The organism is Petralouisia sp., from assembly GCF_056822245.1.
In genome coordinates this window covers 1-12,839 of the sequence record NZ_JBQIOP010000037.1, presented here as the reverse complement: position 1 = coordinate 12,839, position 12,839 = coordinate 1, and the positions used below count along the sequence as shown (strand labels likewise).

Genomic DNA, 12,839 nt, shown 5'->3' with positions numbered 1-12,839 from the left:
CGGCTTTTCGAACGGAGGGAAAATATGGAGGCATTGATTATCACTGGCGGAGATCTGGAGGATATATTTGCGGCTTCCTACATAAAGGAGCATCATTTTGACATTACGATTGCCGTAGACGCGGGAATGGGATTTTTCTACCGGAAGGATATGACGCCGCACTTTATTGTGGGAGATTTTGACTCCGTGAATCCAGAGATTCTGCAGAAGTTTACGGAAATGGAGAAGGACAGGCCGAAGATTTTGCAGTTTCAGCCGGAAAAAGATGAAACGGATACAGAGCTTGCAGTCCGCACTGCCATGGAACAGGGCTGCAAAAAGATACATATTCTCGGAGCTACCGGTTCCAGAATGGATCATGTATTGGGAAATATCCATCTTCTCGGCATGGCTATGGAACACGGAGTGGAAGCGCTTATGGTAGACGCCAACAACCGAATCCGCATGGTAAATCAGGGCCTTGCGCTCCGAAAAGAGGAGCAGTATGGGAACTATGTGTCGCTGCTTCCTTTTACGCCCCAGGTGACGGGACTTACCCTGAAGGGCTTTAAGTACCAGGTGGAGGATTTTACCCTGAAATGCTGTCATTCCCTTGGAGTCAGCAATGAGATTGCAGCGGAGCAGGCTGAAATTGCCTTTCAGGAAGGGACGCTTGTGGTGGTGGAATCCAGAGACTGAACAGTTACTAAATTGATTATATTTCGAAAATGGCCTGTTTTGCGGCATTTTCAAGGAGGAATACAGAACTATGAAGCTAGGAATCGTAGGTTTACCCAATGTAGGAAAAAGCACATTGTTTAATTCACTGACAAAAGCAGGGGCAGAATCAGCCAATTACCCCTTCTGCACCATAGATCCCAATGTGGGAATCGTGACCGTGCCGGATGAACGGCTGAAGAAACTGGGAGATTTGTACCAGTCTAAGAAGGTGACGCCGGCGGTCATTGAATTTGTGGATATAGCCGGACTGGTCAAGGGGGCCAGCAAAGGAGAGGGGCTGGGCAACCAGTTTCTGTCCAATATCCGTGAAGTGGACGCAATTGTCCATGTGGTGCGCTGTTTTGAGGACAGCAATATTGTTCATGTGGACGGAAGCATCAATCCGGTGCGGGACATTGAAACCATTAATCTGGAATTGATCTTTTCAGATATTGAGATTTTGGAACGGCGGATTGCCAAAACCAGCAAAGGCGCCAGAATGGACAAGACCCTTGCCAGAGAATTGAAGCTTCTGGAGCGGGTGAAAGCCCATCTGGAGGACGGAAAGCTGGCCAAAACCTTTGAACTGCAGGACGAGGATGAGGAGCTTTGGTTCTCAGGCTATAATCTGCTGACGGCAAAGCCTGTAATTTATGCGGCCAATGTAAAAGAGGAGGAGCTGGCAGAGGAGGGAGCAGGAAACTCCTTTGTACAAGAGGTCCGGGCCAATGCAGAGAAAGAGAGCTGTGAGGTTTTTGTGATCTGCGCGCAGATTGAACAGGAGATTGCCGAACTGGACGAGGAAGAAAAGGCAATGTTTCTGGAGGAACTGGGCTTAAAAGAATCCGGTTTGGAAAAATTAATTAAAGCAAGCTACAGCCTGCTGGGGCTGATCAGCTATCTGACCTCCGGAGAGGACGAAACCAGGGCATGGACCATCAAAAAAGGCACGAAAGCGCCTCAGGCGGCGGGAAAGATCCATTCAGATTTTGAACGGGGATTTATCCGGGCCGAGGTTGTGAATTATCAGGATCTTCTGGACTGCGGCTCTCTTTCTGCCGCCAAAGAGAAAGGACTGGTAGGACTGGAAGGGAAGGAATACGTGGTAAAAGACGGAGATGTGATCCTGTTTAGGTTCAATGTTTAAAAAGGATTGAGAAAAATGAAAACAGAAAGCAGAAGATTTTACCGGGCTCTGGCGTCTTTGGTGATACCGATTACCATTCAGAATTTTATCACCAATGCGGTGAATTCAGCGGATGTATTTATGCTGGGGTATGTGGGACAGACGGAGCTGTCGGCAGTGTCTCTGGCCAATCAGTTCCAGTTTTTGCTGTCCGGGGTGTTTTTCGGCATTTCCTCCGGAGTTACCATGCTGGCTTCTCAGTACTGGGGGAAAAAAGACACCAATTCGATTCAGGCAGTGATGGGAATTGCCACGAAGATTGCGGCTGTAATTACCGTGGTTCTGGCGACAGGGGCCGTGGCGGCGCCCAAAATGCTGATGCGGATTTATACCAACGACGGGGAGTTGATTTCCATTGGCGCCGGTTACCTGCAGGTGATCGGCATATCTTATGTGTGCATGAGCTTTTCTCAGGTGTATCTCTGTGTTTTAAGGAGTATGGAACGGGCCCATCTGAGCACACTGATCAGCACGGCGGCTCTTCTGCTGAATATTGTGTTGAACGCCGTCTTTATTTTCGGAATTGGCGGCGCGCCGAAGCTGGGCGTTCTGGGAGTTGCCATAGGAACGGTGACGACCCGGATCGTGGAGCTGCTTTTGTGTTTTGCAGACGCCCTCAGGGGAAAAGTATTTCGGATCGACCTGAAAGTAATGTTTGGAAGCCACCGGCTGCTGTTTCAGGATTTTGTAAAATATGCGGTTCCTGCCTTAATTAATGACTGTGCCTGGACGGTGGCATTTTCCATGTATTCAGCCATTATGGGGCGTCTGAATGCAGATGTGGTGGCGGCAAGCTCAGTGGCCTCCACGGTACGTAACCTCTGCACTATCCTCTGTTTTGCCCTGGGGGCAGGCGCTTCAGTGCTTTTGGGCATTGAAATCGGCGAGGGCAAGCTGGAGCTGGCAAAGCGGGACGCCCGCAGATCCTGTTATGTGACATTGACAATCGGGGCGCTGACCGGATTAGTTCTGCTGCTGATCCGTCCGTTGGTGTTTTATTTTTTCCACCTGTCGGCCCGGGCGGAGGGCTATCTGAATATGATGCTGCTGATCAGCTCTTACTATGTGGTTGGGCAGGCCATGAATACATTGCTGATTGCGGGAATTTTCCGGGCAGGCGGAGATTCCAGATTCGGTATGATCTGCGATATTATTGACATGTGGTTTGTCAGCGTGCCTCTTGGAATTCTGGCGGCCTTTGTGCTGAAATTGCCGCCTATGGCTGTGTATTTTGTCCTGTGTCTGGATGAATTCTGGAAAATTCCCGTGGTGTACCGTCACTATAAGAGCTTCCGGTGGCTGAAGGATATCACAAGGGAATATGACGGACAGCAGTAAAATTATGCTTTACACTCTCGAAATTATTTGTTACAATAGGAGCATAAATTTGATTTCATTGTAATGGAATGATAGGTTGCCTGTGAAAGAGAAAAATCCGGCAGCCTGTAATTCTGTGTATAATAAAATTAATGGTGGAAGAGTAAATAATCCAGGAGGTAAAATGAGGTTATGAGAGGTGCATTAGGAGATCCGGAGGCACGAAGGATTTTGAATACGGGACAGAAAGAGACGAAGAAAGAAACTGCTCTCAGGATGCTGAGGGACGGAGAGTTATCTTTGGATAAGATTGCAGAATATGCAGGGCTTAAAGTGGAAGAAGTCAGGCAGCTGGCAGAATTGCTGAAAATCTGAGAGATTTTATTAATGGCTTGATTTTCTGATATTTTTATGTTACACTGACAGGCAAATGAATCGAAAGGGGTGGAGAGATGTTTCACGTTTCTTGCAGATAATAACAGAATATACGCTTACAATTTGGCAGCTTACGGCTGTGGAATTGCTGCGTCTGTTGCAGGAAAGTGATAAGTCTCTCTAACTCTATATTGGGTTGGGACTGTGGCGTTCAGAAATACAGCTGCAAGATATGGTGTAAGTTCTATTTGCAAAATATTGTGTCTTGTATGTTTCTTCTTGATGCGCCAGCGCCCATCTTTACGTATATAGAGCCGCAGGAATTGACTTTCCTGCGGCTTTTTATCGTAAAAATATGGTTCAAAAAGTCCTGGGCAGGAGATGCCAGGCTGAGAAAGGAGAATGGTAAATGTCATTGATTCAAGTGGAAAACTTAACATTTTCCTACCCAGCAAGCTATGATAATATCTTTGAGGATGTCAGCTTCCAGATTGACACAGACTGGAAGCTGGGCTTTGTGGGAAGAAACGGAAGAGGAAAAACAACATTTTTAAATTTATTACAGGGAAAATACGAATACAGCGGAACTATCACAAGCTCGGTGCAGTTCGATTATTTTCCCAGGGAGGTGAAAGACGAAAGCCGTTGGACCGGGGAAATTTTGCAGGAAATCTGCCCCCAGGCACAGGAATGGGAATTGGTGCGGGAATTATCCTACCTTTCCGTACCGGAGGAGATTCTGTGGAGGCCCTATCAAACCTTATCTAAAGGGGAACAGACCAAAGCCCAGCTGGCCGCATGTTTTTTAAGGGAGGGAAATTTTCTGCTGATTGACGAACCTACCAATCATCTGGACGCAGAGGGCAGGCAGTTGGCGGCGGCGTATCTGAAAAAGAAAAAGGGATTTATCCTGGTTTCCCATGACAGACGTTTCCTGGACGGCTGTGTAGACCATATTCTTTCCCTGAACCGGGCGGATATTGAAGTGCAGAGCGGAAATTTTTCCTCCTGGATGGAGAATTTCAGCCGTCAGCAGGAGTTTGAACTGCAGAAACAGGAGCGTCTGAAAAAAGATATCCGCCGTCTGGAAAACGCCGCAAAACGCACCGGCGGATGGTCTGAGCAGGTGGAAAAAACCAAAAAGGGAACCAGAAATTCCGGATTAAGGCCCGATCGGGGATTTATCGGCCATAAATCAGCGAAGATGATGAAGCGGTCCAAAGTCATCGAAGCCCGGCAGCATCAGGCTATAAAGGAGAAATCCGGTCTTTTGAAAAACATGGAGACGGCGGAGCGCTTAAAGCTTTCGCCAATGGCCTATCACACAGACCGGCTGGCGTCTTTTTCGGAGGTTTCGGTGTGTTATGGAGAAAAGGAAATCTGCAGCCCCCTGTCCTTTGAGGTGCGAAAGGGTGAGAGGATTGCCCTAGAGGGAGGAAACGGCAGCGGCAAGAGCAGCCTGCTGAAATTATTGATGGAGGAAAGCTTTGGCGGCGGCATGCAGGATGGGCCATGGGCCCGTGACAGAATCGGCCATACCGGGACAGTAACCGTGGGCTCCGGCCTTGTGATTTCTTATGTGCCCCAGGACACTTCTTATCTGAAGGGGAGCCTGTCGGATTTTGCAGAGAAAGCCGGCATTGAGGAACGTCTGTTTAAGGCGGTTTTGCGGAAAATGGATTTTGAACGGGTGCAGTTTGAAAAAGACATGGCCGATTTTTCCGGCGGCCAGAAGAAAAAAGTACTGCTTGCCAGAAGCCTCTGTGAACAGGCCCATCTGTATGTGTGGGATGAGCCGCTGAACTTTGTGGACATTTATTCCAGAATGCAGATCGAGGAGCTGATCCGGGAATTTGACCCTGCCATGATTTTTGTGGAGCATGATGGGGCGTTTCGGGATATGGTGGCTACCAGGGTGATTAAGGTGGGCTGAAATTGCTGACAAAATATTGATATTTTTCAGACAGTGGTATAACATAAACAGGGAAAGGAGGCTCTTATGGCAAAGAATGTGGCCATCGGCATACAGTCATTTTCAAAATTAATCGAAAATGATTGTTTTTATGTGGATAAAACGGATTTTATCCGGGAATGGTGGGACAGCAAGGATGAAGTGACGCTGATTGCCCGGCCCCGGCGTTTTGGAAAAACATTGAATATGAGCATGACAGAGCAGTTCTTTTCCCTGGAATATGCTCAAAAAGGCGGCCTTTTTGAAGGGCTTTCTATTTGGGAGGCAGAAGCATACCGGAATCTGCAGGGAACCTACCCGGTGATCAGCCTTTCTTTTGCTGCAGTAAAAGAAACCTGTTTTTCAGAAGCCAGAAAAAGCCTTTGCAGGATGATAGAAGAGCAGTATAATAAATACGAATTTTTACTGGAAAAGAATTTGCTGAACGACAAGGAGCGCGCATTTTATCAGGAAGTTACTGCGGGAATGTCGGACAGCGCTGCCTCGGCGGCGCTGCGGATGCTCTCTGATTTTTTATACCGCCTGTATGGAAAAAAAGTGATTATTCTCTTAGATGAGTACGATACTCCTATGCAGGAAGCATATATCAACGGATACTGGAATGAGATGGTTTCATTTATCCGCACGCTGTTTAATTCTGCATTTAAGACGAATCCATGGCTGGAGCGCGCGTTATTAACCGGGATTACCAGAGTAAGTAAGGAATCGGTGTTTTCTGACCTTAACAACCTGAAAGTAGTCACTGCCACTTCTGAGGAATATGCGTCTTGCTTCGGATTCACAGAAAAAGAGGTATTTCTTGCCCTGGATCAGCGAAATATGGGGGATAAAAAAGAGCAGATAAAGCTCTGGTACGACGGTTTTATTTTTGGAAGCCAGCGTGATATTTACAATCCCTGGTCCATACTGAATTTCCTGGACACAGGAAAGTTCAGCGCCTACTGGGCGAATACCAGTTCCAACAGCCTGGTGAGCAGGCTGCTTCGTGAAAGCAGCCCCCGCATGAAAGAAACATTTGAGGAACTGATCCGGGGCGGGACATTGCGTACGTCCATCGATGAGCAGATGGTATTCAGTCAGTTGGACAGCAGTGAGGAAGCTATCTGGAGCCTGCTTCTGGCCAGCGGTTATTTGAAAGTACTGCATTTTGAGGATGAGATTCCCGATGGTTTGGGAGAAGAAAATGCCGACTGGGAACCTGTGTATGAGCTGGCTCTTACCAATCTGGAGGTGCGCCGGATGTTCCGCAGCATGATCCGCGGATGGTTTGCCAGAGCGGAACATGATTACAATGATTTTATCAAAGGGCTGCTGCAAGGAAATGTACGGGCAATGAATACTTATATGAACCGTGTTGCGCTGCAGACCTTCAGTTATTTTGATACAGGCAGGAACGGATCATTCAGTCAGCCGGAACGCTTTTACCACGGTTTTGTACTGGGACTGGCGGTGGAATTAAGCGGGCGGTATTTCATTACTTCTAACCGTGAAAGCGGTTTTGGACGGTACGATGTTATATTGGAGCCGAAAAAACCGGCAGAGGATGATGCCGTTATTCTGGAATTTAAGGTACTGGACGAATATGATGAAAAAGACCTGGAAGATACCGTAGCTTCTGCCTTACAGCAGATTAAGGAAAAGAATTATTCTGCAGTTCTGGTGCAGAAAGGAATCCCGGAAAGCCGCATCCGCAGATACGGATTTGCTTTTCAGGGGAAACGGGTACTGATAGGGCAGGAGTTGTAAATGAAACAAGGGCAGCAGCAGGTAGAGTGTTCTGCCCTTGTTCTGCTATAACTGAATATAATGCATCAAAAGTATCGGATGTTTTATATTTGGATTCGGCAGCTCCTGTGTATTGAAATACAGATGGTTCACTTTAGGAAACCCTCTTTTTCTTCCGGCCCGCAGCGCCCCGCTGATACAAAAAGATTCCGAAAGCCGCAGAGCAGGCTGCCCCGGCAAAGATCAGCGTATGAATCAAAACAGAATCACCGGTATAGGACAGAAAAGAAGGCGCGAATGTGCCCCAGAGATTAAACATCATATGGAACAGGATGGACAGGTAAATGCTGCCGCCCTTCAGGCACACATAGCCGCAGAACAATCCCACCACAAAGGCATATACGCCCTGCACCACATTGCCGTGGAAAATGCCGAAAAGAGCTGCCTGGAAAATATTTGCGGCTGCAAGGGGCATGGATTTTACGGCATATTTCAAAGTAACGCCCCTGAAAATCAATTCTTCGCTGACGGGGGCAATCAGGACAGAGTACAATGCCAGGAGCAGCGTTACATCTCCAAAACCGATACTTTTTAACAATTCTTCATAAATGTCATACCAGGAGGGATTGACGGCGGCTGTGATCATAACGATATAAGTGGTTATGTACTGCATGCCAAGCATCAGAAATACCAGTCCGAAAAACATGGAGGGGTTGATAATGGAAGAAACCGGCCTCCGGGGACGTTTCTTGGGGACAAACCGCTTCCAGTACCAGAATCCCAGAAGCAGGGCGGCAAGCACAGCGTAAAGAGCCGAGATGCCTGCTAAGAACTGGCTGTCAGAGGCCAGAGTGTATATGGTGGAATAGAGTTCTTCTCCTTTTAAAAGTCCCGGATCTTTTAAGGCAGACAGCATGATTCCGGCAAAAATTCCGCCGAAGGATATGAGGAACTGAAGAAGCAGGGCCAGAACAAAGGGCAGCAGGCAGACCAGAATCCGGGCAATGGTTTTTAATAGTTTCATGATATGAAATCCTTTCTTTTCCGCAGAAATTTTGATATTATAAATATTATAGGAGTATAGATGGGAAAAGTCAAACACCCCGCAATAAAATACAAATTATGCCATACCTGACAATACCTCTTTTTTTCCCGGTGATTTATAATAACTATATCATTCAGGAAAAGGGGAAGGTAAGAAAATGCAATACGGACATTTTGACAATGAAAAGAGAGAGTATGTAATTGACAGGGTGGATTTGCCGGTTTCCTGGACCAATTATCTGGGGGTTGGGGATTTGTGCGCCGTGGTGAACCACACGGCAGGCGGCTATCTGTTTTACCAGTCGCCGGAGTATCACCGGATCACCCGTTTTCGGGGCAATGCGGTGCCCGCAGACCGGCCGGGGCATTATGTGTATCTGCGGGACGCAGAGGACGGGGACTATTGGAGTATTTCCTGGCAGCCGGTGGGAAAACCGCTGGAGCTGGCAGAATACAGATGCCGCCATGGAATGAGCTATTCCGTCTATGAGTGCAGTTACAAAGGGATCGAGGCCAGCCAGAAGCTGTCGGTTGCCATGGAAGATCCGGTGGAGCTGTGGGATGTGAAGCTGAAGAACACCACAGATCGGCAGCGGCGGATTTCCGTTTTTTCTTATCTGGAATTTTCCTTTCATCATGTGATGATTGACAATCAGAACTTTCAGATGAGCCTGTACTGCGCCGGCTCCTCCTATGAGGACGGTATCATTGAACACGATTTGTTTTACGAAGAGTTCGGATACCAGTATTTCACCGGCAGCTTTCAGCCGGACGGATACGATTGCCTCAGGGATAAGTTTTTAGGGGCTTATCGGACTGAGGACAATCCCATTGCAGTGGAAAGGGGGCGGTGCGGCAGTTCCCGGGAACTGGGAAATAACCATTGCGGAAGCCTTCAGAAAGATTTGGTTCTGGCGCCGGGAGAAGAAGCGCGGCTGATTTTTATGCTTGGAGAGGGAAATCGGACCGAGGGCAGGAAAATCCGGGAAAAATACAGGAATGTCAGCAACGTGGAGCAGAGCTATAAGCAGCTTGGGGCATATTGGGAAGAGAAATTCGGGAGGCTTCAGATACAGACCCCCAACGAGGGAATGAATACCATGATCAACATTTGGAATCTCTATCAGGCAGAGGTGAATATCATGTTTTCCCGGTTTGCATCCTTTGTGGAGGTGGGAGGAAGAACCGGCCTTGGCTACCGGGATACCGCTCAGGATGCCATGACCATTCCCCATTCCAATCCGGAAAAATGCAGACAGCGGCTCGTGGAGCTGCTGCGGGGCCTTACCAGTCAGGGATACGGCCTGCACCTGTTTCAGCCGGAATGGTTTGACCCGGAGCAGAAGAAAAAGAAAAAACCTTTCAAATCGCCCACGGTAATTCCAGGCCATGAGGCAGACCGGGTGCATGGAATCGAGGACGCCTGTTCAGACGATGCTTTGTGGCTGATTCCGGCCATTGTGGAGTATATCAGGGAAACCGGGGAAGCGGACCTGGCGGACGAAGTGGTTACTTATGCAGACGGCGGGGAAGGAACCGTGTATGAGCATATGAAGCGTATTCTGAATTTTTCCGCAGAGCAGGTGGGAAGCAGCGGAATCTGCAAAGGGCTTCGGGCGGACTGGAACGACTGTTTGAATCTGGGCGGCGGCGAAAGCGCCATGGTGTCTTTTCTGCATCACTGGGCCCTGGGCCATTTCATCGAGCTTGCCGGATATCTGGGACGCAGCGCAGACGTGGAACAATATGCCGGGATGCAGAAAAAGGTACGTAACACCTGCAACGATAAACTGTGGGATCGGGAGTGGTTTATCCGCGGGATTACCAAAGACGGAAGGAAAATTGGCACGTTTCAGGATCAGGAAGGCCGGATTCATCTGGAATCCAACGCCTGGGCGGTATTGTCCCAGGCGGCAGAGGAGGAGAAGGGCCGCCAGGCCATGGACAGCGTGAACTGGCATCTGTTTACGCCCTACGGAATTATGCTGAACGCGCCCTCCTATACGGTGCCGGACGACGAGATCGGGTTTGTCACCAGGGTGTATCCGGGAGTTAAGGAGAACGGTTCGATTTTCTCCCATCCCAATCCCTGGGCCTGGGCGGCGGAATGTATACTGGGCCGGGGCAGCAGAGCCATGAAATATTACAATTCCATCTGTCCCTGCCTCCAGAATGACAAGATTGAGATCCGGGAATCGGAGCCGTATTCCTACTGCCAGTTTATTATGGGAAAAGATCATACGGCCCTGGGCCGGGCCCGCCATCCCTTTATGACCGGCAGCGGCGGCTGGGCTTATTATGCGGCTACCCGTTATATGCTGGGAGTCCGGCCCGGATTCAAAGAGCTGGTGATCGATCCCTGCATTCCGGCCAGCTGGAAGGAATTTTCCCTTGTGCGCAGATGGAGAGGGGCAGAGTACCGAATCTGCGTGAAGAATCCCGAAAGCATAGAAAAAGGAGTCAGAGAGCTTCGCTTAGACGGCAAAGTTACAGAACACATCCCTGTTTTGGAGCCGGGAACCGTACATACAGTAGAAGTAACTATGGGGAAACAGTAAGCAAAACAGAAATGTCCGGGCAGTTGGAATCTGTGAGAACAGGAGACGCTCGGCATTTCAGAAAAGAGGGTACATTATGGTAAAATTTGGAACTGGCGGTTGGAGAGCCGTAATCGGAGATGAATTTACGAAAGAAAACATACAGTTACTGGCGCAGGGAATGGTCAATAAAATGCAGAACGAAGGGGTCACAGACCGGGGCATTGTCATGGGGTACGACAGAAGATTTCTGTCCAAGGAAGCCATGCAGTGGGCGGCAATGGTATTTGCAGCGGCCCATATCAAAGTATACCTGATTAACAAATCTTCGCCTACGCCGCTGGTGATGTTCTATGTGATGAAGCATGAATTTCCCTACGGAATGATGATTACAGCCAGCCATAATCCGGCCATTTACAACGGAATTAAAGTGTTTACCGCAGGCGGCAGAGACGCAGACGAGGTTCAGACCAAAGACCTGGAAGATTATATCCGGGATATCGGCCCGGGAGAAGTGAGCGAAGTGGAATATGACGCCGGCAAAAAAGAGGGTTGGATTGAAGAGATTTATCCGCTGAATGAATATCTGGACAATATCATTGCGTCAGTGGATATGCAGGCAATCCGGGAAGCAGGCTTAAAGGTGGCGTTAGATCCCATGTACGGCGTCAGCGAGACTTCCCTGAAAATGATTCTGATGACGGCCCGCTGTGAGGTGGCCACCATCCATGACAGGCATGATACGCTGTTCGGCGGGAAACTGCCGGCTCCTTCGGCGGCTACGCTGCATTCTCTGCAGAATTATGTGGTGGAGAAACGGTTTGATATCGGAATTGCCACCGACGGAGATGCAGACCGGATCGGCGTCATTGACGATCAGGGCAATTTCCTTCATCCCAATGATATTCTGGTGCTGCTCTACTATTATCTGGTAAAATTCAAGGGTTGGAGCGGGCCGGTGGTAAGAAATATTGCCACTACCCATATGCTGGATAAAGTGGCGGCCCAGTTTGGAGAAAGCTGCTACGAAGTTCCGGTAGGCTTTAAGCACATCTCAGCCAAGATGAACGAGACAGGGGCCATTATCGGCGGAGAGTCCTCCGGCGGCCTTACAGTACGCGGACATATCAACGGAAAAGACGGCATCTACGCAGCGGCCCTTCTGGTGGAAATGATTGCCGTAACCGGCAAGAAACTTTCCGGCATTATGGAAGATATCCGCAGAGAATGCGGAGAAATCCATATGGAAGAACGGGATTATAAGTTTACAAAAGAAAAGAAAGCAGAGATGTACAAGATTCTGATGGAAGATAAACTGCTTCCGGAGCTTACCGAAGAAATCGACCGTATTTCCTACCTGGACGGCAGCAAAGTGTACTTCAAAAACGGCGGCTGGGTCATTGCCCGCTTCTCCGGCACAGAACCCCTTCTGCGTATTTTCTGTGAAATGCCCAGACAAAAAGACGCCGCAGAAATCTGCAGCATTTACGAACACTTTCTGTCTTTGGAGCATTTTTCAAATACGCTTTAGGGTTACAGCGAAGGTTTGGTATTTGGATACGGACGGAACTGCCGGATTGCCCTTTGGCACACAAACCGGGCAGCGTTTCGGCGAACTAACTGCTAACTGCGGCTAAGGAAGTCAGGAAAGCCTTCCTTCCTAAGCCTCCGTAAGCAGTGGATTTCGCCTCTACACAATACGTCCGGAAACCGTTTGTTTTGCCAAAGGGCAATCCGGCAGTTCCTGTGTATCGAAATATAGATTATTCGCTGTAGTGCTAAAACCATAGGCGATACCACACACCGGAATAACGCTGCGCCCGCCGCCTTCAAAACAGACGCCCGCAGCAAATAATTTGTTTTTGTTGCGATACACAAGAAAAGTAAAATCGCTGCACCCGTCGCCTTCGAAACAGACACCCCGCAGCAAATAATTTGTTTTTGTTGCGATACACAGGAAAAGCGGGGCCGGGGGCTTTGTCTC

The 12,839-nt window shown here is 48.7% G+C and carries 10 protein-coding genes; 8 read left to right on the top strand and 2 right to left on the bottom strand.

The genetic code is table 11. The features are described from left to right. Positions 1-24: 24 nt before the first annotated feature. The 6 genes from ACTO17_RS14135 to ACTO17_RS14110 all read left to right on the top strand — a co-directional run bounded on the left by ACTO17_RS14135 (position 25) and on the right by ACTO17_RS14110 (position 7,295). Entirely contained in the window at positions 25-678 is a 654-nt protein-coding gene (locus ACTO17_RS14135) for a thiamine diphosphokinase (RefSeq protein ID WP_172536209.1), read from the top strand. Between the two features lie 70 nt (positions 679-748). After that, positions 749-1,846, top strand: coding sequence for a redox-regulated ATPase YchF (gene ychF / locus ACTO17_RS14130; RefSeq protein WP_172536208.1), 1,098 nt, complete (start codon positions 749-751; stop codon positions 1,844-1,846). A gap of 15 nt (positions 1,847-1,861) precedes the next feature. Next, positions 1,862-3,223, top strand: a complete 1,362-nt coding sequence (locus tag ACTO17_RS14125; RefSeq protein ID WP_482558379.1) for an MATE family efflux transporter — start codon at positions 1,862-1,864, stop codon at positions 3,221-3,223. 171 nt (positions 3,224-3,394) lie between these two features. Next, positions 3,395-3,577 (top strand): hypothetical protein, encoded by a 183-nt coding sequence (locus tag ACTO17_RS14120; protein WP_172536206.1) that lies wholly within the window; start codon positions 3,395-3,397, stop codon positions 3,575-3,577. Between the two features lie 409 nt (positions 3,578-3,986). Continuing rightward, positions 3,987-5,510 (top strand): ribosomal protection-like ABC-F family protein, encoded by a 1,524-nt coding sequence (gene abc-f / locus ACTO17_RS14115; protein ID WP_482558378.1) that lies wholly within the window; start codon positions 3,987-3,989, stop codon positions 5,508-5,510. 66 nt (positions 5,511-5,576) lie between these two features. Then, positions 5,577-7,295: an AAA family ATPase gene (locus tag ACTO17_RS14110; protein WP_482558377.1), complete on the top strand. Its 1,719-nt coding sequence runs from the start codon at positions 5,577-5,579 to the stop codon at positions 7,293-7,295. Positions 7,296-7,428: 133 nt separating this feature from the next. Here the strand turns inward: ACTO17_RS14110 and ACTO17_RS14105 are convergent, their stop codons facing one another. Next, positions 7,429-8,298: a CPBP family intramembrane glutamic endopeptidase gene (locus tag ACTO17_RS14105; RefSeq protein WP_482558376.1), complete on the bottom strand. Its 870-nt coding sequence runs from the start codon at positions 8,296-8,298 to the stop codon at positions 7,429-7,431. Positions 8,299-8,476: 178 nt separating this feature from the next. Between ACTO17_RS14105 and ACTO17_RS14100 the strand changes: the two genes are divergently transcribed. Together ACTO17_RS14100 and ACTO17_RS14095 are read left to right on the top strand one after the other, a co-directional pair. Continuing rightward, positions 8,477-10,876 (top strand): glycoside hydrolase family 94 protein, encoded by a 2,400-nt coding sequence (locus ACTO17_RS14100; protein ID WP_482558375.1) that lies wholly within the window; start codon positions 8,477-8,479, stop codon positions 10,874-10,876. A 76-nt stretch (positions 10,877-10,952) separates the two neighbouring features. After that, positions 10,953-12,386, top strand: coding sequence for a phosphoglucomutase/phosphomannomutase family protein (locus ACTO17_RS14095; RefSeq protein WP_482558374.1), 1,434 nt, complete (start codon positions 10,953-10,955; stop codon positions 12,384-12,386). A 159-nt stretch (positions 12,387-12,545) separates the two neighbouring features. On the opposite strand, the gene ACTO17_RS14090 is transcribed toward ACTO17_RS14095, so the two are convergent. Beyond that, positions 12,546-12,839 (bottom strand): hypothetical protein (locus ACTO17_RS14090; RefSeq protein ID WP_482558373.1); only part of this gene is annotated, 294 nt, incomplete at its 5' end.

Excerpts from the sequence above, each read along its gene's own strand:
- ACTO17_RS14135 (WP_172536209.1), top strand. The coding sequence starts at position 25 with ATGGAGGCATTGATTATCACTGGCGGAGATCTGGAGGATATATTTGCG.
- ychF (WP_172536208.1), top strand. The coding sequence starts at position 749 with ATGAAGCTAGGAATCGTAGGTTTACCCAATGTAGGAAAAAGCACATTG.
- ACTO17_RS14125 (WP_482558379.1), top strand. The coding sequence starts at position 1,862 with ATGAAAACAGAAAGCAGAAGATTTTACCGGGCTCTGGCGTCTTTGGTG.
- ACTO17_RS14120 (WP_172536206.1), top strand. The coding sequence starts at position 3,395 with ATGAGAGGTGCATTAGGAGATCCGGAGGCACGAAGGATTTTGAATACG.
- abc-f (WP_482558378.1), top strand. The coding sequence starts at position 3,987 with ATGTCATTGATTCAAGTGGAAAACTTAACATTTTCCTACCCAGCAAGC.
- ACTO17_RS14110 (WP_482558377.1), top strand. The coding sequence starts at position 5,577 with ATGGCAAAGAATGTGGCCATCGGCATACAGTCATTTTCAAAATTAATC.
- ACTO17_RS14105 (WP_482558376.1), bottom strand. The coding sequence starts at position 8,298 with ATGAAACTATTAAAAACCATTGCCCGGATTCTGGTCTGCCTGCTGCCC.
- ACTO17_RS14100 (WP_482558375.1), top strand. The coding sequence starts at position 8,477 with ATGCAATACGGACATTTTGACAATGAAAAGAGAGAGTATGTAATTGAC.
- ACTO17_RS14095 (WP_482558374.1), top strand. The coding sequence starts at position 10,953 with ATGGTAAAATTTGGAACTGGCGGTTGGAGAGCCGTAATCGGAGATGAA.